Origin of the sequence: Streptomyces sp. B21-105 (assembly GCF_036898465.1) — a bacterium.
Lineage (GTDB): Bacteria > Actinomycetota > Actinomycetes > Streptomycetales > Streptomycetaceae > Streptomyces.
Window position 1 is genome coordinate 5,217,070 of sequence record NZ_JARUMJ010000001.1, and the last position, 20,494, is coordinate 5,237,563.

18 protein-coding genes are annotated in these 20,494 nt (G+C 72.5%); 12 read left to right on the top strand and 6 right to left on the bottom strand.

Annotated elements, in window-relative coordinates:
- Positions 1-63 precede the first annotated feature (63 nt).
- Positions 64-1,284, top strand: a complete 1,221-nt coding sequence (locus tag QA802_RS23555; RefSeq protein ID WP_334526121.1) for a sensor histidine kinase — start codon at positions 64-66, stop codon at positions 1,282-1,284.
- A 236-nt stretch (positions 1,285-1,520) separates the two neighbouring features.
- On the opposite strand, the gene QA802_RS23560 is transcribed toward QA802_RS23555, so the two are convergent.
- The 4 genes from QA802_RS23560 to QA802_RS23575 all read right to left on the bottom strand — a co-directional run bounded on the left by QA802_RS23560 (position 1,521) and on the right by QA802_RS23575 (position 5,536).
- Complete coding sequence (locus QA802_RS23560) at positions 1,521-2,126, bottom strand: response regulator transcription factor (protein WP_334526124.1); 606 nt, start codon at positions 2,124-2,126, stop codon at positions 1,521-1,523.
- Positions 2,127-2,170: 44 nt separating this feature from the next.
- Positions 2,171-3,292: an acyl-CoA dehydrogenase family protein gene (locus QA802_RS23565; protein ID WP_334526127.1), complete on the bottom strand. Its 1,122-nt coding sequence runs from the start codon at positions 3,290-3,292 to the stop codon at positions 2,171-2,173.
- 110 nt (positions 3,293-3,402) lie between these two features.
- Entirely contained in the window at positions 3,403-4,521 is a 1,119-nt protein-coding gene (locus QA802_RS23570; RefSeq protein WP_334526129.1) for a winged helix DNA-binding domain-containing protein, read from the bottom strand.
- A gap of 55 nt (positions 4,522-4,576) precedes the next feature.
- Entirely contained in the window at positions 4,577-5,536 is a 960-nt protein-coding gene (locus QA802_RS23575; RefSeq protein WP_334526132.1) for a zinc-binding dehydrogenase, read from the bottom strand.
- A 250-nt stretch (positions 5,537-5,786) separates the two neighbouring features.
- Here QA802_RS23575 and QA802_RS23580 point away from each other — a divergent pair, with 250 nt between their 5' ends.
- The 7 genes from QA802_RS23580 to QA802_RS23610 all read left to right on the top strand — a co-directional run bounded on the left by QA802_RS23580 (position 5,787) and on the right by QA802_RS23610 (position 13,099).
- A complete protein-coding gene (locus QA802_RS23580; RefSeq protein WP_334526135.1) occupies positions 5,787-6,281 on the top strand; it encodes a nuclear transport factor 2 family protein in 495 nt (164 codons plus the stop codon).
- A 246-nt stretch (positions 6,282-6,527) separates the two neighbouring features.
- A complete protein-coding gene (locus tag QA802_RS23585) occupies positions 6,528-7,571 on the top strand; it encodes a methyltransferase (RefSeq protein ID WP_334526137.1) in 1,044 nt (347 codons plus the stop codon).
- A gap of 260 nt (positions 7,572-7,831) precedes the next feature.
- Entirely contained in the window at positions 7,832-8,488 is a 657-nt protein-coding gene (locus tag QA802_RS23590; RefSeq protein ID WP_334526140.1) for an FMN-dependent NADH-azoreductase, read from the top strand.
- Positions 8,489-8,560: 72 nt separating this feature from the next.
- The gene (locus QA802_RS23595; protein ID WP_334526143.1) at positions 8,561-9,829 is read left to right on the top strand and encodes a beta-ketoacyl-[acyl-carrier-protein] synthase family protein; all 1,269 of its coding nucleotides are present in this window, start codon (positions 8,561-8,563) and stop codon (positions 9,827-9,829) included.
- Positions 9,826-11,043 (top strand): ketosynthase chain-length factor, encoded by a 1,218-nt coding sequence (locus QA802_RS23600; RefSeq protein WP_334526146.1) that lies wholly within the window; start codon positions 9,826-9,828, stop codon positions 11,041-11,043. Before QA802_RS23595 ends, QA802_RS23600 begins: the two co-directional genes overlap by 4 nt.
- Positions 11,044-11,099: 56 nt before the next feature.
- Entirely contained in the window at positions 11,100-12,722 is a 1,623-nt protein-coding gene (locus QA802_RS23605) for an acyl-CoA carboxylase subunit beta (RefSeq protein ID WP_334526149.1), read from the top strand.
- Positions 12,723-12,724: 2 nt separating this feature from the next.
- Positions 12,725-13,099 (top strand): acyl-CoA carboxylase epsilon subunit, encoded by a 375-nt coding sequence (locus tag QA802_RS23610; RefSeq protein ID WP_334526152.1) that lies wholly within the window; start codon positions 12,725-12,727, stop codon positions 13,097-13,099.
- 288 nt (positions 13,100-13,387) lie between these two features.
- Here QA802_RS23610 and QA802_RS23615 read toward each other — a convergent pair whose 3' ends face one another.
- A complete protein-coding gene (locus tag QA802_RS23615) occupies positions 13,388-14,305 on the bottom strand; it encodes an MBL fold metallo-hydrolase (RefSeq protein WP_334526155.1) in 918 nt (305 codons plus the stop codon).
- A 223-nt stretch (positions 14,306-14,528) separates the two neighbouring features.
- Here QA802_RS23615 and QA802_RS23620 point away from each other — a divergent pair, with 223 nt between their 5' ends.
- Together QA802_RS23620 and rfbA are read left to right on the top strand one after the other, a co-directional pair.
- Positions 14,529-14,969 (top strand): nuclear transport factor 2 family protein, encoded by a 441-nt coding sequence (locus QA802_RS23620; protein ID WP_306950064.1) that lies wholly within the window; start codon positions 14,529-14,531, stop codon positions 14,967-14,969.
- Positions 14,970-14,983: 14 nt separating this feature from the next.
- Complete coding sequence (gene rfbA, locus QA802_RS23625) at positions 14,984-15,898, top strand: glucose-1-phosphate thymidylyltransferase RfbA (protein WP_319169431.1); 915 nt, start codon at positions 14,984-14,986, stop codon at positions 15,896-15,898.
- Positions 15,899-16,074: 176 nt separating this feature from the next.
- On the opposite strand, the gene QA802_RS23630 is transcribed toward rfbA, so the two are convergent.
- Positions 16,075-17,061, bottom strand: a complete 987-nt coding sequence (locus tag QA802_RS23630; RefSeq protein ID WP_334526160.1) for a ketoacyl-ACP synthase III family protein — start codon at positions 17,059-17,061, stop codon at positions 16,075-16,077.
- A 208-nt stretch (positions 17,062-17,269) separates the two neighbouring features.
- On the opposite strand from QA802_RS23630, the gene QA802_RS23635 reads away from it, so the two are divergent.
- Together QA802_RS23635 and QA802_RS23640 are read left to right on the top strand one after the other, a co-directional pair.
- A complete protein-coding gene (locus QA802_RS23635; RefSeq protein ID WP_334526163.1) occupies positions 17,270-18,277 on the top strand; it encodes an acyltransferase domain-containing protein in 1,008 nt (335 codons plus the stop codon).
- Positions 18,258-20,489 carry a beta-ketoacyl synthase N-terminal-like domain-containing protein gene (locus QA802_RS23640; protein ID WP_334526166.1) on the top strand — a complete coding sequence of 744 codons (2,232 nt, stop codon included), beginning with the start codon at positions 18,258-18,260 and terminating at the stop codon, positions 20,487-20,489. Before QA802_RS23635 ends, QA802_RS23640 begins: the two co-directional genes overlap by 20 nt.
- Positions 20,490-20,494: the final 5 nt, after the last annotated feature.

Genomic DNA, 20,494 nt, shown 5'->3' on the forward strand with positions numbered 1-20,494 from the left:
AGAACACCGGTATGGTGCGCTTTCACCAGCTGGGACTCGGGGCGGGGGAGCGGTCGAGACGGCATGGAACCTATGGAACCGAACGATCTGCGGGTCGATGAGACCGACGCGACGGCAGCGCACCTCGCACCCAGGATCGCGGCGGGCATCACCACGGTCGTCCTGCTGGCCTTCGGCTTCGTCGCCGTCACCTATCTGATGGCCGCCCGGCATCCCGCGCCCCGGCTGGCGGGGGCGCTGGGGCTGCTCGCGCTGGTGCTGGCGCTGCAGTTCTTCATCTCCTTCCCGCGGCTGCTGCCCAGGGTGGCGCCCGGGCTGGCGTCGCGGCTGGGCCGGCACCGCTGGTTCCTGCTTGGCGCGCAGGCACTGCTGACGTATGTGCCGTTCCTGCAGTTCGGGCTGGCCTGGCTCCCGTTGCCCGGGCTGCTGGCGGGGTCGGCGCTGCTGGTGCTGCGCGACATCCGGCAGGGGTGGACGGCGTTCGGCCTGATCGTCCTGAGCACGGACCTGCTGCAGTTCGGCATCGGGCTCGGCTGGCGGAACGTTTCCTACACCACCGTGTCCACGATCCTGACCGGCCTCGTCGTGTTCGGTCTGTCCCGGCTCACCGACCTGGTCTCCGAGGTGCACCGCTCCCGCGCCGAGCTGGCGCAGTTCGCGGTCACCCAGGAGCGGCTGCGCTTCGCCCGTGACCTGCACGACCTGCTCGGCTACAGCCTGTCCACGATCACCCTCAAATGCGAGCTCGCCTACCGGCTGACGCCGGTGACCGCCGACCAGGCCCGGCAGGAGATCTCCGAGGTCCTCGACATCTCCCGGCAGGCGCTCGCCGACGTCCGCGCGGTGGCCCACGGTTACCGGGAGATGTCGCTGTGCGCCGAGGTGCGCGCCGCCCAGGCCATGCTCTCGACGCTGGGCGTGCAGGCGAAGGTCGACGTGGCGTCCGACTCGCTGTCCACCGAGGTGGACACCGTGCTGGCCACGGTGTTCCGCGAGGGGCTGACCAACATCCTGCGCCACAGCGAGGTCAGACGGTGCGAGATCGAGACTGGCCGCCGGGCCGGCGCGGTCTGGTTCCGGCTGGCCAACGACGGCGTGGTCCGCACGGGGACGGTCCAGGGCGCGGAGCAGGGCGGCGGCAGCGGCATCAAGAACCTGACCTTCCGCGTGGAACGCCTCGGTGGCCGCCTCACGGCCGGCGTCGACGACAACGGCTGGTTCGAACTCCGCCTGGAGATGCCCCTGGGCGAGGTCCCGGCCCCCCGGTCGCCCGTACGGTCCTGACAGCGCAAGGCCCGCGGGCCGGACGTCCACCCTCGGGCCGGGCGCCTGCGGTACGGGACCCTTCACGCCGGGCGCCTGTGGGACGACGTCCACGGGGCGGCGGGTTCCTGCGGGCCGGACGCTTGTGGGGCGGGCGCCTACGGGACACCTTCGTGCCGGGCGCGTCCGGAGCGGGGTTACGGGACGGGGATACGGGACGGGCGCGGCGGCGCGGGATTCGGGGTGCCGGCGGTGGGTCAGAGCCAGCCTGATTCGCGGGCGATCCTGATGGCGTCCACCCGGTTGCGGGCGCCCAGCTTGGTGACCGCGGTGGTCAGGTAGTTGCGTACCGTGCCGGTGGCGAGGTGGAGTTTGCGCGCTATCTGGGCGGCCTCCTCGCCCTGGGCCGCCAGCCGCAGCACCTCGACCTCGCGGGAGGTGAGCGCGCCCGGCTGGGTCTCCAGCGCGGCGAGGGCGAGCGTCGCGTCGAACGCGCGCTCGCCCCTGGCGATGGCCCGGATCGCGGCGGTCAGCCGCTCCGGCTCGGCGTCCTTGGGCAGGAAGCCCCGGGCGTGGGCCGCCACCGCCCGGCGCAGATGGCCGGGCTGCCCCAGACCGGTGAGGATCAGCGTGCGGCACTCCGGCAGCGTCGTGTACAGCGCGGACGCCACGCTGATCCCGTCCGTGCCCGGCAGGTCGATGTCCAGCACGGCGACGTCGGGCCGGCACTCCAGGGCGCGCGCCACGACCTCCGAGCCGTTCGACAACTCCGCGACGACCTCAATGTCCCCTTCGAGGCTCAGCAGGGAGACAAGTGCCCTGCGCAGCATGTGGAGATCCTCAGCCAGCAAGACTCTGATCACCTGGTCATTCAAGCATCGGAATCTGGCCGTGTAAGCAAGTTTCGTCAGATGGCTTGTTCGATAAGTGCCGTGCTGTAGTTCGCCGCTGCCCGGGTGATGTCGTAGCGCAGCGCCACATGACTGGTCGCCGTCGTGACGTCCCGCCAGACGCGCTGCAGCTCACCCGAGTCGCTCAGTCCCGCCGTGCCCGCCACGCGCACCAGCGCCGTGACGGCCTCGGCCGCCTGTTCGCCGGCGAACGAGGCATTGCGCTGATTGCGTGCCAAAAAGGTTGGCGTGAAAGTGCGGTCGTCGATCACGGCGGCGTTCTGCTCGACCAGATGCCGCGCCGAGTCGATCCGCGCGGTCGCCCGGACCAGCTCGATCTGCACCGCCTCGGTGAGCCGCTTGCCCTTCAGCACGCGGACGGCGGCCCTCAGCGCGCCCTGCGCGGCGCCCACGGCGGGGGCGGCGAAGGTGGTCGCCCCGATCGCCTGGAAGGGGATGTTGTGCGCGGGCAGCGGGGACCAGCTGTTGACGCCGGTCTCCATCTCCGCGCGCGCGAAGGACAGATGGGCCGGCACGAACACGTCGTCCACCACCACGGTGTGGCTTCCGGTGGCCCGCATGCCGACGCAGTCCCAGGACTGCACCACGCCGAAGGTCCCCCTGGGCAGCGCGAAGAAGCGCGGTCCCGCGTCCTCCTCGGACACGGTCGCGCACAGCAGCACCCAGTCCGCGAAGTCGACGCCGCTGATGTACTGCCAGCGGCCGGAGAGCCGGTAGCCGTTCTCGGCCGGCTCGGCCGTGCCCGCCGGCACCAGGCCGGTGGCGACGAGGGCGTCGGCGCCCGACCCCCACAGCTTCTCGTGCCCCTGCTCGGGCAGGTGCGCGGCGTAGCGGGAGGACGCGGCCAGCAGCGCGACGCACCAGCCGGTGGCGGCGCACGACGCCGACACCCGCAGCACGCCCCGCACGAAGTCGGCGACACTCCCCTCGGTCCCGCCGTAGCGCGCGGAGACGAAGTGCCGCGCGAACCCGCTCGCGCGCAGGGCGGTGACGACGTCCGCGGACAGACGCCCGGTGGCGTCGGCGGCCGCGGCGTGCTCGGCGGACAGCGCGGCCAGCTCGCCGGCCGCCGCCGACAGGTCGCGGATGGGGAGGGTGGAGAGGGTGGCGACGCTCATGGTGGACGACTCCTCGGATGTGGGCGCGCGGGTGCGCACGCGTGGGTGGGGACCCGTGGCTGCGGGCGCGTGGCTGCGGACGCGCGGCGGCGGGCGCGGGCGCGCGGGTGTCAGCCGACCGTCTCGAACCGGATGTCGTGGCGCCCGGTCCCGGAGGCGGCGAAGCGCAGCAGCCGCTCCCCCTCCTCGGTCAGTTCGGCGACGTCCCGGCGTGCCAGGGGGACGAAGGGCTCGACGACCAGGGTGGCGGCGTCCTTGGCGCGGTCGATCCGCCACAGGCCCCGCACGAAGCCGTCGATCAGGAAGGTGGCGCGGATGATGCCGTTGCTGGTGAAGACCCTCGGACGGTGCTCCGCCGCCATGATCCGTGCCCGGTCGGCGTGCGAGAGCAGGATGTTGTCGAACTCGGGCAGATACCGGGCGGGCAGCTCCTCGGACGGGTCCGGCAGCCGCGTCCCCACCAGGTCGTACAGCACGGTCCCGGCCTCGTCCCGGTAGGTGCGCAGGGCCGGCCCGAGCCGGGTGAACGCCTCCTTCAGCCGGGTCAGACCGGACCACTTCTGCATGTCCTTGACGCTCGCCGGGCCGAACGCGGCCAGGTAGCGCCGTACATAGGTGTCGAGGGAGGCGTCCGGATCGAGCCCGCGGCCCAGCCAGCGCTCGACGGTGGTGTGCGCGGCCTGCCCGCTGTGGCCCCAGAGCCCGCGCGGCGGGACCTGGACCAGCGGCACCAGGTTGCGCACGGTCTGCGCCAGCGCGTTGGCGTCGTGCCCCGGCATGCGCTGCGCCATCAGCGCGCCCAGCTCGGCGAAGGTGAGCGTGCGCTCCTCGGCCAGCTCCGCGCCCAGCTTGGCGATCTCGTCGGTGGCCAGGCCCGCGACCTGCCGGCCGAACTGCCCCTTGACCGTGCGGGCCAGCATCTCGGCCAGCAGCGGACGCAGGGCGAGGCAGTCGTCGTCGGTGACGAGGTGGATGGTGGAGCGCATCAGCGCGATGCGCACCACCTTCCGCTCCCGGACCAAGGCCGCCAGGTCCTCGACCGCGAAGTCCGCGAGCCGGGTCCACAGCCCGATGTACGGCGGGTTGGGGGCCTGGGCCTGCAGCCCGGCCAGATGGGCGACGGCCTGCGCGGGCGACAGCGTGGACCGCTCGGCGAGCAACTGGCGGTGGATCAGTGCGCGGTTGAGCGCACGCACACTCAGGACCGGGCCTGCGGACGTAGTGCTCACGGTCAGGACAACCTCACCAGCGCGGTGCCGGAGAGCCGGCCCTTCATCAGATCGATCATGGCCTGCGGCAGCGCGGCGACGCCGCCCTCCACCACGGTGTGCGGGAAGGAGATCCGGCCCTCGGCGAGCCACGCGCCGAACTGCGCGTTCCAGTCCTCGATCTGCTGCGGGGTGTGCAGGGTGGCGAAGCCCTGGAAGGACAGCTCGCGCGGGATGAGACTCGTGAGGTCCAGCCGGGGGCGGGCGTCCTCGCCGTGCTGTGCGGCCAGCGAGCCGCAGAGCGCGAAGCGGGCCCCGGGGCGGCCGCCTGCACCGCGGCCTCGAACTGCTCGCCGCCGACGTTGTCGAAGAAGACCGTGATCCCGTCCGGCGCCAGCTCGCGCAGCCGGTCGACGACCGGGCCGTCGTGGTAGTCGAACGCCGCGTCGTAGCCGGCCTCTTGGACCAGGAAGTCGATCTTCTGCGGGGAGCCGGTGCTGCCGATGACCTTCGCCGCGCCGAGCGCCTTGGCGATGTGGGCGGCGAGGCAGCCGACGCCGGAGGTCGCGCCGGAGACGAACACCACGTCGCCCTCGCGGACCTTGGCGATCTCGGCGAGCCCGCGCCAGGCCGTGGGCCCGTTGGAGAGGAAGTACTCGCTGCCGGGCAGCAGTTCGGGGTCCCGCCTGAAGAACTGTCCGGCGTAGCCCACGACATGGTCGCGCCAGCCGCTGAAGTGCTCGACCAGGTCGCCCACGGCAAGGTCGGGGCTGGCGGACTTCACCACGGTGCCGACCGTGCGGCCCCACATGGGCTGCCCCAGCTGGAACACGGGGATAGGGATGTCCAGCGAGGACTGCATCTGGTCGCGGTAGACCGTGCCGAGGGACATCCAGTCGTTGCGGACCACCACCTGACCCGGCTCCGGCTCGGCCAGCTCCGTCACGGCGACCTCGAAGTGGTCGAGGGAGAGCTCGCCGTCCGGGTAGGAGACGAGCCGCACCTCCTGGCTCTTCGTCGGCGTCCCGTCGGACATGTCGTCAGCTCCTTGTGCGAGGAAATCGAAGGGTCGTGCTGTGCCGAGGGTGCGGGAGCGGTCTCGAAGTGAGGTCGCGCCCGGCTGGAGCGTCCCGGTCGGCGTCCGCGGTCGCGGACCGTCCCCGCAGCCATGATCGACGGGACGGGGCCCCGACAGGGGCGTTTCACCCACGCTCCAGCCGCTCTGGATCGGCGCGGGACACGGTGCGGTTCCCGCGAAACCACCGGACCGTCGAAAGGGGTGCACCGTGTCACCGACACTGCAGCACTCGGAGCAGCACTCGGAGCAGCACACCGGCCAGAACGCGGATGTCTCCTCGGAGATCGCCGCCTTCTACGCCCACCAGATGCCGCTGCTGGAGGCGCGCGACTTCGAGGCCTTCGTGCAGACCTTCACCGAGGACTGTTCCTTCGGCTACGAGGGCGCCTGGCAGCTGGGCAGCCGCCCAGCGCTGCTGGAGGGCGTGCGCGCGAACATCTCCCGCTACGGGACCAGCACCATCCGGCACTGGTTCGAGAACCGCCGGGCCGAGCCGCAGCCGGACGGCGCGCTCCGGGTCACCGCCACCTGCCTGGTCAGCGTCACCGACGAGAACGGCGACGTGACCTTCGAGCCGAGCTGTGTCGTCACCGACGAACTGGTGCGCACCGGGGAGGGGCTGCGCGTCAGGGCCCGGGTCATCCGCCACGACGTGCCCGACCCGGGCCGCTTCTACGCCCGGCTCGCGGCCCAGCACAGCTGACCGAGCCCCCACGACCGGCACCGACCGGCACCGTCCGGCACGACCCGTTCGACCGGCGCCGTCCGGCACGCACGTGGAGCAGAGAGAGGCGGTTGTTGTTCGGTGGTCAGTGGACGCCGGTCCGCCCTGGCGGCGAACCGGCCCTCCCCGCCCTGCTCCTCCGCAGGAGCTTCGTTTCTCCCCCCGCCAGCGGGAGGTACCCCCACCCCTGCCCGAAGGCAGGGGCATCCACGAAGGAGAGACCCGATGACCACTCCCGCACTTCCCTCCCTCGAAGCCCGGGTGAAGCTGTACCGGATCGGTATGGGCTTCGCGGCCCTGCAGTTCGTCCAGGCCGCCGTCGACCTGAAGGTGGCCGACGCGCTGGACGACGAGCCGCTCGGCGCCGACGAGCTGGCGAAGGCCGTCGACGCGGACCCGGACGCGCTCGGCCGGCTGCTGCGCGCACTGTCCTGCCACGGGTTCTTCGAGGCCGTCGAGGACGGCCGGTTCCGCCACACCGAGCTGTCGCGGATGATCCGTCAGGACTCCACCTGGGGCGCCCCCGACGTCATCCGCTTCGGGTGGCTGCACGTGCCGGTCTCGGTGCTGCACCACACCGCGGACGCCGTGCGCACCGGCGAGGCGGCCTTCCCCAAGGTCTTCGGCACCCAGGCGCAGAGCTACTTCGTCAACGACGACCCCGAGGCCGGCGCGATCTTCAACCGGGCGATGACCGCCAACACCATCCTGCTCAACAACGCGCCCGCGCTGGTGGCGGCGCTCGCGCCGAGTCCCGGCGAGACGGTCATGGACGTGGGCGGCGGCCAGGGGCAGCTGCTGCTCCAGCTGATGGAGGCGTACCCCGACATCGACGGGGTGCTGCTCGAGCTGGAGCAGGTGCTGCCGGGCGTCGACGAACGGCTGCGGGCGGGCGGCGCGCTGGCCGCCCGCGCCGAACTGCTCGCCGGGGACTGCCGCGAGTCCGTGCCGGGCGGAGCGGACGTCTATCTGTACAAGCACATGATGTACATGTGGGACGACGACACCGTCGTCACCATCCTGCGCAACACCGCGCGGGCCGCGGCCTCCGGGGCCCGGGTCGTCGTCGTCGACATGCTGCTGGGCGGCGACAGCCCGTTCGAGGAGATCTGCACCGCCGTCGACCTGCTGATGGTGCTCATGGGCGGCGGGAAGCGGCGCAGCGTCGACCAGTTCGCGGCGCTGTTCGAGCAGGCCGGCCTCGACTACCAGGGCGCGCGCAGCATCGAGGGCGACCAGTCGGTCCTGCTGACCGCGCTCGTCCCGTAGGAGAGCCAGGAGCCAGGAGCCAGGAGTGCGTGACGCCGGGGCGTCCGGGTCCAGGGAGTAGTCGGGGGCCCGGATCGCAGCGGAGCAACAGGGGTGGGAACGCCGTGGGCGTCCCGCCCCTGACGCATGCCGGGGCCAGGGGGCGGTGGGGCGCCGGCGGGTGGGCCGCTTGAGGCGGGGTCCGTCGTGACACGAGCGGGCTGGCCGACCGTGGCGTGAACGGACCCCTGCCGCCATCCGCAGACTTTCGGGAGACAGCCATGCCGCATCTGCTGCACATCGACTCCTCCGCCATGTCCCGGGGCTCGGTCTCCCGGGAACTGGCCAAGACCTTCCGCCGGGCGTGGCAGAAGGAGAACCCGGACGGTGTCGTCACCTACCGGGACCTGGGCGCCGTGCCCGTGCCACCGCTGACCGAGGCGGGCGTCACCGCGGGGTTCGTCCCGCCGGCCGCGCACGACGGCCACCAGCGCGCCGCCATGCTGCTGCGCGACGAGCTCGTCGAGGAGCTGCTGGCCGCCGACACGCTGCTGGTGAGCACCCCGATGTACAACTGGTCGATCCCCTCCACGCTCAAGGCGTGGCTCGACCAGGTGCTGGTCAACGACCGCACGATCACCTTCGACGGCAGCCCCGGCCCGCTGGCCGGGCGTCCCGCGACCGTCGTCGCCAGCTACGGCGGCGGCTACAGCCCGGGCGCTCCCATGGAGAAGGCCAACCACTGCGGCCCCTACCTGCAGACCGTGTTCGGCACCGGTCTCGGACTGGACGTCGAGATCATCGCCGCCCAGCTCTCGCTGGCCCCCCGGGTGCCCGCGATGGCCGCGCTCGTGCCGCTCGCCGAGCAGTCGCTGGCCGAGGCCCACCAGGCGGCCGAGCAGCGGGCCCGTGAGGTGTCCGCCGTGCCGGTGCGGTGATTGTCGAGTGAGTCACTAGCCAGACGCCGCATTCTCGTACAAACCAACCTGCATTGATCCAGGAGGCCATCGGTGTCCCGTCGCGCTGTGATCACCGGGCTCGGCGTCATTTCGCCAGGTGCCATAGGTGTCAAGGAATATTGGAGCCTACTTGCCGAGGGCAGGACGGCGACCAGGGCGATCTCCCACTTCGATCCCTCGGCCTTCCGCTCCCGCATCGCGGGCGAGGTCGACTTCCACCCGCTGAAGTCGGGGCTCACCCCGCAGGACGTGCGCCGCCTCGACCGGGCCGCGCAGTTCGCCGTGGTCGCCGGCCGGGAAGCCGTCGCGGACGCGGGCCTGCAGTTCGACGTCATGGACCCCACCCGGGTCGGCGTCGCCCTCGGCTCCGCCGTCGGCTGCACCACCAGTCTGGAGCGTGAGTTCACCATCGGCAGCGACGGCGGCCGGCTCTGGGAGGTCGACCAGGGTTACACCGTCCCGCATCTGTACGACTACGTGAACCCCAGCTCGATGGCGGCCGAACTCGCCACGCAGACCGGCGCGGAGGGACCGGTCACCCTGGTCTCCACCGGCTGCACCTCCGGCATCGACTCGGTGGGCTACGCCGCCCGGCTGATCGAGGAGGGCAGCGCCGACGTCGTCGTCAGCGGCGGCACGGAGGCCCCGCTTTCGCCGATCACGGTGGTGTGCTTCGACGTGCTCCGCGCGAGCTCCACCCGCAACGACGACCCCGAGCACGCCTGCCGTCCCTTCGACAAGACCCGCGACGGTCTGGTGCTGGCCGAGGGCTGCGCCATCGTCGTCGTCGAGGAGCTCGAGCACGCACGGGCCCGCGGCGCGCAGATCTACGGCGAGATCGCCGGGTACGCCTCGCGCTGCAACGCGTACCACATGACCGGTCTCGAGTCCGAGGGCAAGGACATGGCCTCGGCGATCGAGGTGGCGATGGACGAGGCGCGGATCCTGCCCCCGCACATCGACTACATCAACGCGCACGGCTCGGGCACCAAGCAGAACGACCTGCACGAGACGGGCGCCTTCAAGCGCAGCCTCGGCGAGGACGCCTTCACCACGCCGATCAGCGGCTTCAAGTCGATGATCGGTCACTCGCTGGGCGCGATCGGCTCGCTGGAGATCGCCGGCTGCCTGCTCGGCATGCGCGAGGGGCTGATCCCGCCGACGGCCAACCTCAACGAACCCGACCCGCTGTGCGACCTGGACTACGTGCCCAACGTGGCCCGCGAGAAGCGGCTCAACACCGTGCTGACCGTCGGCAGCGGCTTCGGCGGCTTCCAGAGCGCGATGATCCTGCGAAACGTACGAGGAGCGAAGCGATGACCAGGCGAGCAGTGGTGACCGGAATCGGCATCGCGGCGCCCAACGGGCTGGGTCCGACGTCGTACTGGCGGGCGCTGATGGCCGGCCAGTCCGGCATCCGCCGGGTGACCAAGTTCGACATCTCGAAGTACCGCTGCAAACTCGGCGGCGAGATACCCGACTTCGCGCCCGACCGGCATCTGCAGGACCGGATCCTGCCGCAGTCCGACCACATCACCCGGCTGTCGCTGGTGGCCACCGACTGGGCGCTGCGCCAGGCCGGGGTGCGAGGCGGCGACGTCCCCACCGACGAGATGGGCGTGGTCACCGCGGCCTCCGGCGGCGGCTACGAGTTCGGCCAGCGCGAACTGGCCAAACTTCACCACCAGGGCCCCGAGTACGTCAGCGCCTACCAGTCGTTCGCGTGGTTCTACGCGGTCAACACGGGCCAGATATCCATCCGGCACAAGATGCACGGGCCCGGCGCCGTGGTGATCAGCGAGCAGGCCGGCGGCATCGACGCGATCGGCCACGCCCGGCGGCAGCTGCGGGACGGCGCCAACCTCATGCTCACCGGCGGCATCGACAGCACGCTGTGCCCGTGGGCCTGGGTCGCCCACCAGGCCACCGGCCGGATCAGCCGCAGCTCGGACCCGACGCGCGCCTATCTGCCCTTCGACGAGCGGGCCGGCGGTTACGTGCCCGGCGAGGGCGGCGCGATCATGGTGCTGGAGACGCCGGAGAGCGCGAAGAAACGACTCGGCACCACCGTCTTCGGTGAGATCGCCGGCTACGCCTCCACCTTCGACCCGGGCACCCCGGGCCGTCCGCCGGGCCTGCAGCGCGCCATCGAGATGGCGCTGGGCGACGCCGGCATGGACGCCTCCGACATCGACGTCGTCTTCGCCGACGCGGTGGGCGAGGCCGAACTGGACCAGGTGGAGGCGGAGGCCCTCAAGGAGGTCTTCGGCCCGCACGGCGTCCCGGTCGCCGCGCCCAAGACCATGACCGGACGGCTGTTCGCCGGCGGCGCCTCCCTCGACGTCGCCACCGCGCTGCTGTCGATGTTCTGGAGCGCCATCCCGCCCGCCGTCGGCGTCCGGGAGGCCGTGCCCGAGTACGAGATGGACCTCGTGGTCGGCGAGCCGCGGCAGGGCCCGATCCGGTCCGCGCTGATCGTCGCCCGCGGGCACGGCGGCTTCAACTCGGCGATGGTGGTGCGCCAGCTCCGCTGAGCGGCACCGGCAGCACTCCGTCACCGTCATCGACATGTCGCAACGAAAGGGCATTCATGCTGACGTCAGTCGCCGAGGCGGCCGGGAGCGCGATACTCCCGGACGACCTCGAGGAGGCCGTCCAACGCAACGACCTGCGGACCCGCACCGAGGAGCTCGCCCGGCTCAAGGCGGTCATCCGCGAGGGACCGAGCGTGGAGGCGACCGCAGCCCAGCGCGCCAAGGGCAAACTCACCGTCAGGGAGCGCATCGAGCTGCTTTTCGACGAGGGCACGTTCCTCGAGATCGAGGCGTTCCGCAAGCACCGGGCGACAGCGTTCGGGCTGGCGAACAAACGCCCCCACACCGACGGCGTCGTCGTCGGCTGGGGACTGGTCCACGGCCAGAAGGTCTTCGCCTACGCGCACGACTTCCGGATGTTCGGCGGCGCCCTGGGCGAGGCGCACGCCGCGAAGATCCACAAGCTGATGGACATGGCCCTCGCCGCCGGCGCCCCGCTGGTCAGCCTGTGCGACGGGGCGGGGGCCCGGATCCAGGAGGGCGTCACGGCGCTCGCCGGGTACGGCGGGATCTTCCGCCGCAACGCCCAGGCGTCCGGCGTCATCCCGCAGATCAGCGTGATCCTCGGACCGTGCGCGGGCGGGGCGGCCTACTCGCCCGCGCTGACCGACTTCGTGTTCATGGTCCGGGACGTGGCCCAGATGTTCATCACCGGCCCGGACGTCGTCCAGGCCGTCACCGGCGAGCACATCAGCATGAACGGCCTCGGCGGGGCGGACGTCCACGCCGGCGTCTCCGGCGTCTCCTCGTTCGTCTACGACGACGAGTACACCTGCATCGCCGACGTCCGGTACCTGCTGTCGCTGCTCCCCGCCAACAACCGCGCCCTGCCCCCGGTCGTCCCCTGCACGGACCCGGTGGACCGCAGGAACGACGCCCTGCTCGACCTCGTCCCGTCGTCGGCCAACCAGGCCTACGACATCCTGAAGGTGATCGAGGAGATCGTCGACGACGGCGAGTACTTCGAGGTGCAGCCCAACTGGGCGGGCAACATCGTCTGCGCGCTGGCCCGGATGGGCGGCCGGCTGGTCGGCGTGGTCGCCAACCAGCCCATGGTCTCGGCCGGCACCCTCGACATCGACGCCTCCGACAAGGGCGCGCGCTTCGTCCAGATGTGCGACTCGTTCAACATCCCGCTGGTCACCCTGGTCGACGTGCCGGGCTTCCTGCCGGGCCGTGAGCAGGAGCACCAGGGGATCATCCGGCACGGGGCGAAGCTGCTCTACGCCTACTGCGTCGCCACAGTCCCCCGCATCCAGCTGATCCTGCGCAAGGCGTACGGCGGCGCCTGGATCGTCATGGACTCGCGGTCCATCGGGACGGACCTGTCCCTGGCCTGGCCCACCAACGAGATCGCCGTGATGGGCGCCGAGGGCGCGGCGAACGTCATCTTCCGCCGGGAGATCGCGGCGTCGGGCGATCCCGAGGAGACCCGGGAGCAGTGCATCCGGTCCTACCAGGAGGAGTTGATGCATCCCTACTACGCGGCCGAGCACGGACTGGTCGACGACGTCATCGACCCCGCGCACACCCGGGAGACCCTCGTCCGGGCGCTGGAGATGCTGGAGGGCAAACGTGCCTCCCTGGCGCCGCGCAAACACGGCAACCCCCCGATGTAGCCATGACCGCCGACCCGTTGTTCACGATCCGTTCCGGACGGCCGACCGAGCAGGAGATCGCCGCACTCACCGTCGCGCTGCTGACCCGCCTGCACCGGTCCGCCGCGGATCCGTCCGCGGTGGCCGCCTGGGCACAGCGCACCCCCGACGTGCCGGTCGTGGCGGGCCTCGCGGACTGGCCCGGCCCGGACCGGCCCGCGACGACCGTGTGGGGGAGCCGCTCCGGCGGCCCGGACGCCGGGCCGGCCGGCAGCGGCTGGGGGGACCCGACCGGCGCGGACGCCCCGCCCGAGACCGGCTGGGGAAGCCGGCCCGTCCCGGATCAGCCACCCGGCCCGGAGCAGCCCGCGACGGCGGGCTGGCCGGGCCTGCCCTGACGCCCGGACCGGTCTTGGCGTCCGGGCTTGGCCTGGCGTCCGGGCTGGCCCTGACTTTGGGGTTCGCCTTGCCGGGCGGGGCCCCGCGCGGCGTCCGGGCTTGGCCTGGCGGCCGGGCTTGCTCTGGCGTCGGGCCCTGCTCTGGCGTCGGGCCCTGCTCTGGCATCGCAGGGTCGCCTTGTCGGCAGGACCCGGTTTGCCGGGTGGGACTGCTCCGCGCGAAGGGGGGTGACGCGATCGCGTCACCCCCCTTCGCGTGTGCCGGCCCGGTCTGACGGCCGTCGTCGCTCAGGCGTGGCACACCGGGAGGCCTCCGTGGAACTGCGTCATCTCGCCGAACGCCGTCGCCACGTCGATCGGCGCACCCGGCACCGCTCCGGCGAGCTCGGCGTAGGCGCGGTGCAGGTTGCCGACGATGCGTTCGGCGTCCAGGAAGGCGGCCCACGCGCCCAGTTCGGTGCACCGGGCCGTCTCCAGCGCCGACCGTCCGGCCCGCAGGCCCGACTCCGCGACCTCCAGCAGCCAGTTCAGGTAGGCGGCGGTCTCGTCCAGCAACTCGGCCCCGCCGACCGGCCCGTGACCGGGCACCACCGTCTCCGCGCCGAGCGCGCGCAGCCCTCCGATCGCCTCCAGCGACCCCGTGACCGAACCCATCAGACAGAACGGTGTGCTCCCCGACCACACGACGTCCCCGGTGAACAGGACGCCCTCGTCGGGCAGCCACACCACCGTGTCGCCGGTGGTGTGGGCCGTCCCCGGGTGCAGCAGCGCGATGCGCCGGCCGCCCGAGTGGACGGCGGCCTCGTCGCCCCGGTAGGTCACGTCGGGCCCGAGGACCGGCGTCTCCCCCCACTCCACGTCCGGCCACAGTCCGCGCAGCCCCGCGCCCGCCGCTATCTGGTCACGGGCGCAGTTCTCGTGGGCGATGATCGTCGCCCGCGGCTTGAAGTAGGAGTTGCCGAAGGTGTGGTCGCCGTGGAAGTGGGTGTTGACGACGAAGTCCGGCCCGGCCGGCGCCAGCGCGCCCACCGCCTCGGCCAGGACCCGGGTACGGCGTTCGGTGGCGGCCGTGTCGACCAGCACCGCACACTCCCCGTCGAGGATCAGCCCCGCGTTGTTCAGGCACCACCCGCCGTCGGGCTGGATCCAGGCGTAGACCGACGGGGCGACCTCACGCATTTCCGACCGGACCTGTTGCAACGTCATTTCCGACTCCGTTTCGGGTGAGAGTGAGAGTGAGAGTGCGGTGGGCAGTGCGGGTGTGAAAGAAAGTGCCGCGGCAATTTGCCGGAAAGGATGGCCCGAACGGCATGAGCCTCACTGGAACACCCGGTGCGGGAATTCCGGTGCAGCGGTAGTCCAGCCGGTTTCGAGCTGCCCGGAGAACGCTTTCGGGAGAAGGAAACCCCTGCCCGAGGAGGAGTACACCGTGGCTACCCAGACCGCTGAGCGGCAGAAGGTGACGGCCGAGGAGCACGTGGAGATCCTCGGCTTCTACGCCCGACAGTGCCGCCTGATGGACGCCCTGAAGATCGAGGAGTTCGCCGACACCTTCACCGAGGACGGCGTCATCGACCACGCGCACCGCGGCGAACGCCTCGCCGGCCGGGAGGCGATGGTCGCGGCGATGCGGGCTGCCCTCCCGCGGTACCGGTCGGTCGTGCCCCGGCACTGGTTCGACCACTACCTCGTGGAGAAGACCGCGGACGGCTGGCGGGTGGACTACGTCTGCCTGGTCACCCGGACCGACGCCGCCGGGAAGGTGGACTTCGAGCCGACCTTCACCGTGGTGGACGAACTGGTGCGCACCGAGGCCGGCGAGATCCGGACCCGGGAGCGCGTCATCGACCAGGACCGTCCGGCCTCCTGAGGCCGGGGCCCACGATGAAGGGGATAGTCCTCGCCGGAGGCACGGGGACCCGGCTGCATCCGATCACTCTGGCCGTGTCGAAACAGCTCCTCCCCGTCAGTGACAAGCCGATGATCTACTACCCGCTGTCGGTGCTCATGCTGGCCGATATCCGGGAGATCCTCGTCATCACCACTCCCACCGACCTGCCGTACTTCCAGCGGCTCCTCGGCGACGGCTCACGGCTGGGCATCTCGCTCAGCTACGCCGCGCAGGAGCATCCCGGCGGCCTGGCGCAGGCGTTCACCATCGGGGCCGACTTCATCGGCGCCGACCCGGTGGCCCTGGTACTGGGCGACAACATCTTCCACGGCTCGGGATTCCGCGAGCTGCTCCGCCGCAACGCCCGTGACGTGGACGGCTGCGTCCTCTTCGGCTATCCGGTGCCGGACCCCGAGCGGTACGGGGTCGGGGTGACCGACGCCGAGGGGCGGCTCGTCTCGCTCGAGGAGAAGCCGGCCGAACCCAAGTCCGACCGGGCGATCACCGGCCTGTACTTCTACGACAACGACGTCGTGGACGTGGCCAAGAACCTCACCCCGTCGCCGCGCGGCGAACTGGAGATCACCGACGTCAACCGGTGGTACCTGGAACGCGGCAAGGCCAAGCTGATCGAACTCGGCCGGGGTTTCGCCTGGCTCGACACGGGCACCGCCGAGTCGCTGCTGAAGGCCGGCATCTACGTGCAGGCCATGGAGGAGCGCATGGGGGTGCGCATCGCCTGCCTGGAGGAGGTCGCCCTGCAGATGGGCTTCATCGACGCCGACACGTGCCGCCGGCTGGGCGAGGGGATGAAGTCGCCGTACGGCAGGTACGTGACGGAGGTCGCGGCCGAGGCCGCCGGCGTGGGGTACCGCCGCCGGCTCGTCGGCGCACCCCGAGGTGCCTGACGCCCGCGCGGCCGCCCGGGACGGGCCCACCGCGAGCGCGGAGTGCGACGGTCGTTCTTCGGAACCCGTCGCACTCCGCGACGTGCGTCCACGCAGGACACGGCAGGCGGAAAGGATCCGGCGGATCACGTCGCGGCGGCGGTGCTGCCCGCGCGACGTGATCCGCCGGACGCCGTTCAGGCCGCGGACAGGATCTCCAGGACGGCCACCGTCCACGCGAAGCCGCCGCCCGCGCTGACCAGGGCGCCCGTCTGGCCCGGGCGCAGGGCGCCGGTCCGGGTGAGGTGGGTGAGGCCGGCGAACATGTCGCCCGCGCCGAGGTGGCCGACGCCCGAACCCCAGGGCCAGGTGGTCCGCTCCGGGTCGAGGTCCAGCGCCGAGAAGAACTGGAAGTCCATCTTGGCGCGGCCGAGGTGCGGCAGCACCGTCCAGTCGAGGTCCTCCTGCTTGACGTCCGCCTCCCGCAGGGCCTGTTCGAAGGCCGTCCGCTGGCCGGTGTGCAGCCGGTCGATCAGCTCCGACATGCCCATCTCCTTCACCAGGCGGGCGCGGGGCTCCTCCACGCTGACCGGGGTCCGGGTCTCCAGCGGAGTCGCGGCGAAGGGATCGTCGCCGCGCCCCATCTTCTCCAGGGTCGGGTCGGACACCGTCACCAGAGCGCGCAGCAGCGCGAAGCCGTCCTCGGTGGACAGCACGATCGCGGTGCCGCCGTCCCCGAGCACGGTCCCCGGATCGCTGGTCCAGCGGTCGATGCCCGGCAGGCAGAACCGGTCGCCGGTGGTCACGAGGGCGCTGTGCCGGCGGGCGTCCGCGCGCAGATAGGCCACCGCCAGTTCGAAGGCGGCCATCCCGCCGTTGGACAGCTGCTCGACGGCCAGCGACAGGCACGTGTTGCCGACGGCCTCGCGCTGCACGTACGAGGCGGGCGCCCACAGGTCGTAGCCCTGGAAGTAGCTGCTGGCGTGCAGGACCAGGTCGATGTCCTGGGGCCCGGCGTCCGCATGGCGCAGCGCCTCCCGCGCGGCCCGGACCGCCATCTGCGGCCCGGCCTCCGTGCCGACGCACACCGACCGCATCCGGGTGCGCCGCACGGTCCATTCGTCGGTCAGCCCCTGCCGGACCGCCTCCTCGGCCGGCATGGCCGACGGCAGATGAAGTCCCACCCCGGAAACGAACACCTCTTTTGCTGGCACGACCATTTCCCTCCGCCCGACGGCATTCGGCCGTCGAGTCTGCACGGAACTGCTCGGGGGCGGCTCGACGCCGGACGGAGCCCGATTCCGTCCGCGGCTCTCGATCGAGGCTCAGGCGAACGTCGAATCCCCGGGCCCATATTGCGGCAGCGGGAAAGGCAGGAAAGGAAGGTACCGGATGCCCCTCACAGCGCAACAGCCGACTCCACCGGTCGCCCTCGTGTTCCCCGGTCAGGGTGCGCAGTACCCGCGGATGGCCGCGGGCCTGTACGGGCACGACTCGACGTTCACGTACTGGATGGACGAGGCGTTCCGGCTCCTGGCGCCGGACGGCCCGCGGCTGCGCCGCGCATGGCTCGCCGAGACGCCGTCGGCGGACTACGACGACGTGACGGTCGCCCAGCCGCTGCTCTACGCGGTGAACCACGCCCTCGGGCGGATGGTGCTCGACTGGGGTGTGCGTCCGGTGGCGATGCTCGGGCACAGCGTCGGCGAGGTCGCCGCGGCGACCCTGGCCGGGATCCTCGGCTTCGAGGACGGCATACGCCTGATGCGCGACCGGGTCGTGCACTTCGCCGACACCCCGCCCGGCGGCATGCTCGCCGTCGCGGCCTCCCCCGACGACGTCGCCGACCTGCTCGGCGAGGACGTCCACCTGGCCGCCGTGAACGCCGCCCGCCAGCTCCTCCTCGCCGGGGAGCGCGAGCCGCTCGCCCGGGCCGCCCGCGAGCTGGACGGACGGGGTGTCATCTGCCGCCCGGTGCAGGCCCGGCAGGCCTTCCACAGCCCCGCGGTCGACGACGCCGTCCGCGCGACCCTGCCCGGGTTCCGCGCGGTGCCGCTGCGCCGGCCGGCCTTCCCCTTCTACTCCGCCTACACGCCGGGCCGGCTCCCCGACCGGCAGGCGCTGGACCCCGACTTCTGGGCCTGGCAGGCGGCCCGGACCGTGTACTTCGCACCGGCGCTCACCGCCCTGCTCGCCGCGCACGACTGCCTGCTGCTGGAGGCCGGTCCGGGCGACGGCCTCAGCCGGCTGGCCCGCCGCCAGCCCCGGGTGATCGCCCGGCACAGCTTCGTCCAGGCGCTGCTGCCGGGCGACCGCGACGACCGCGAGGCCGTGGACGAGGTACGGCGCCGGCTCACCCTCGTCGCCGCCGGAGGCCGCCATGACCGACCTGGCCACTGACAGAGCCGACGGGACCGACATGACCGAGCTGACCGACATAACCGCCATGACCGAGCTGGCCGAGCCGACCGAGCCGACCGAGACGGCTGAGCCGACGGAGACGACCACACGGACCGACACGGCCGGCGCGTCCGGGGCGCCCGTGGCCGTGGTGGGCATGGCCTGCCGCTTCCCCGGCGCCGACGACCTCCAGGGCTTCTGGCGGCTGCTCCGCCGGGGCGGCGACGCCATCGGCCCGGGCACGGGGCTGCGGGAGGGCCGCCGCCCCGGCGGATACCTGCGCGACGTCGAACTCTTCGACGCGGAGCTGTTCGGGATCTCCCCGCACGAGGCCGCCCTGATGGACCCGCAGCAGCGCCTGCTGCTCGAACTGTGCTGGCACGCCCTGGAGGACGCCCGCATCGCGCCCACCGCGGGCGGGGCGACCGGCGTCTTCGTCGGGTCCTGCTCGGACGACTACGCGCTGATGAGCCGGATGTCCGCGGTGGTGGACGCCTACTCCATGACCGGCACGGCCCGGACCTTCCTCGCCAACCGCCTCTCCTACTTCTTCGGGTTCACCGGCCCGAGCACGGTCGTCGACACGGGGCAGTCCTCCTCGCTGGCCGCCCTCGACCAGGCGCTGGGCAGTCTGCGGCGCGGGGAGTGCGCGACCGCGGTGGTCGCGGGCGTCCAGCTCAACCTCACCCCGACCGGCGACCGGCTCATCGAGGAGCTCGGGGCGATGTCGCCGACCGGCCGCTGCCACACCTTCGACCGCGGCGCCGACGGGATCGTCCGGGGCGAGGGCGCCGGCGTGCTGGTGCTCAAGCCCCTCGAAGCGGCCCTCGCCGCCGGGGACCGGGTGTACTGCACGGTGCTGGCCGCGGCCGTCAACAACGACGGCGGCGGCGCGAGCCTGACGACGCCCACCCGGTCCGCCCAGCAGAGCGTGCTGGCGGAGGCCTACCGCCGGGCGGGCGTCGACCCGGCCGAGGTCGCGTACGTGGAGCTGCACGGCACCGGCACCAAGGCCGGCGACCCGGTGGAGGCGCGGGCCCTCGGCGGCGTCCTCGGCCGGGGCCGGCCCGCGGACCGGCCGCTGCTGGTCGGCTCGGTGAAGACCAACATCGGGCATCTGGAGGGCGCGGCCGGCATCGCCGGTCTGATCAAGACGGCGGCGAGCCTCCACCACCGCGAGCTCCCGCCGACGCTCAACCACCGCCGTCCCAACCCCGACATCGACCTCGACGGGCTGCGGCTGCGCGTCAGCACCCGGCGGCGGGCCTGGCAGCCCGACGAGGGGCCGCTGGTCTGCGGCGTCTCGTCGTTCGGCCTCGGCGGCACCAACGCCCACGCCGTCCTCGGCGAGGCGCCCCGGCGCGAGGACGCCGTACCCGTACCGGCGCCCGAGCCCGTCCCCGGGTCCGTCGAGCCGGTGCCCGTGCTGCTCTCCGGGCACACCGACGCGGCGCTGCGGGCCCAGGCGGCCCGGCTGGCCGACCGGCTGGAGGACCGGCCGGAGGGCCGCGACGACGTGGACCTGCGCGATCTCGGCCTCGCCTCGGCGACGACCCGCGCGGCGCTGCCCGTACGGGCCGCCGTCATCGCCTCCGGACGCACACAACTGGTCACCCGGCTCCGTGAGTTGGCCGACGGGACCCATGAGGACGGGGCGCGTGACGACGGGACGACCGTCCTCACGGGCCGCCCGGGCGCGCAGCCGCCGGACCGGCCTGCCCTCGGGAACGGGCCCGCCGCGGTCGGCGCGGCCGCCACGCTCGGCGAGGCCGCCACGGCCGCCACGGCGGCGGGTGCCGCGTTCGTGCTGGGCAAGCCGGTCGACTGGCTCGCGGTCTACGGCCCGCGGGCCCGCCCGGCGGACCTGCCGCTGTACGCCTTCCAGCGCCGCCCGTACTGGCTGGACACGACGGCGACCGCGGGCGGCCCCGCCGCCGAGGACGCCGCGCCGCAGTGGTCCGGCGACCCGCTGGACCTGGTCCTCGACCTCACCGTGGAGATCCTCGGGCGCGCGCCGGGCGCGGACCTCGACCTGGACGCCACCTTCACCGATCTCGGCCTGGACTCCCGTATGGCCGTCGCGCTGCGCACCTCCGTCGCCAGGGCCACCGGCCGCGTCCTGCCGACGACCCTGCTGTTCGACCACCCCACTCCGGCGGCGCTCATCGAGGCGCTCCGGGCGGACCACACGAAAGGTCACGAGTTTCGATGACTCCC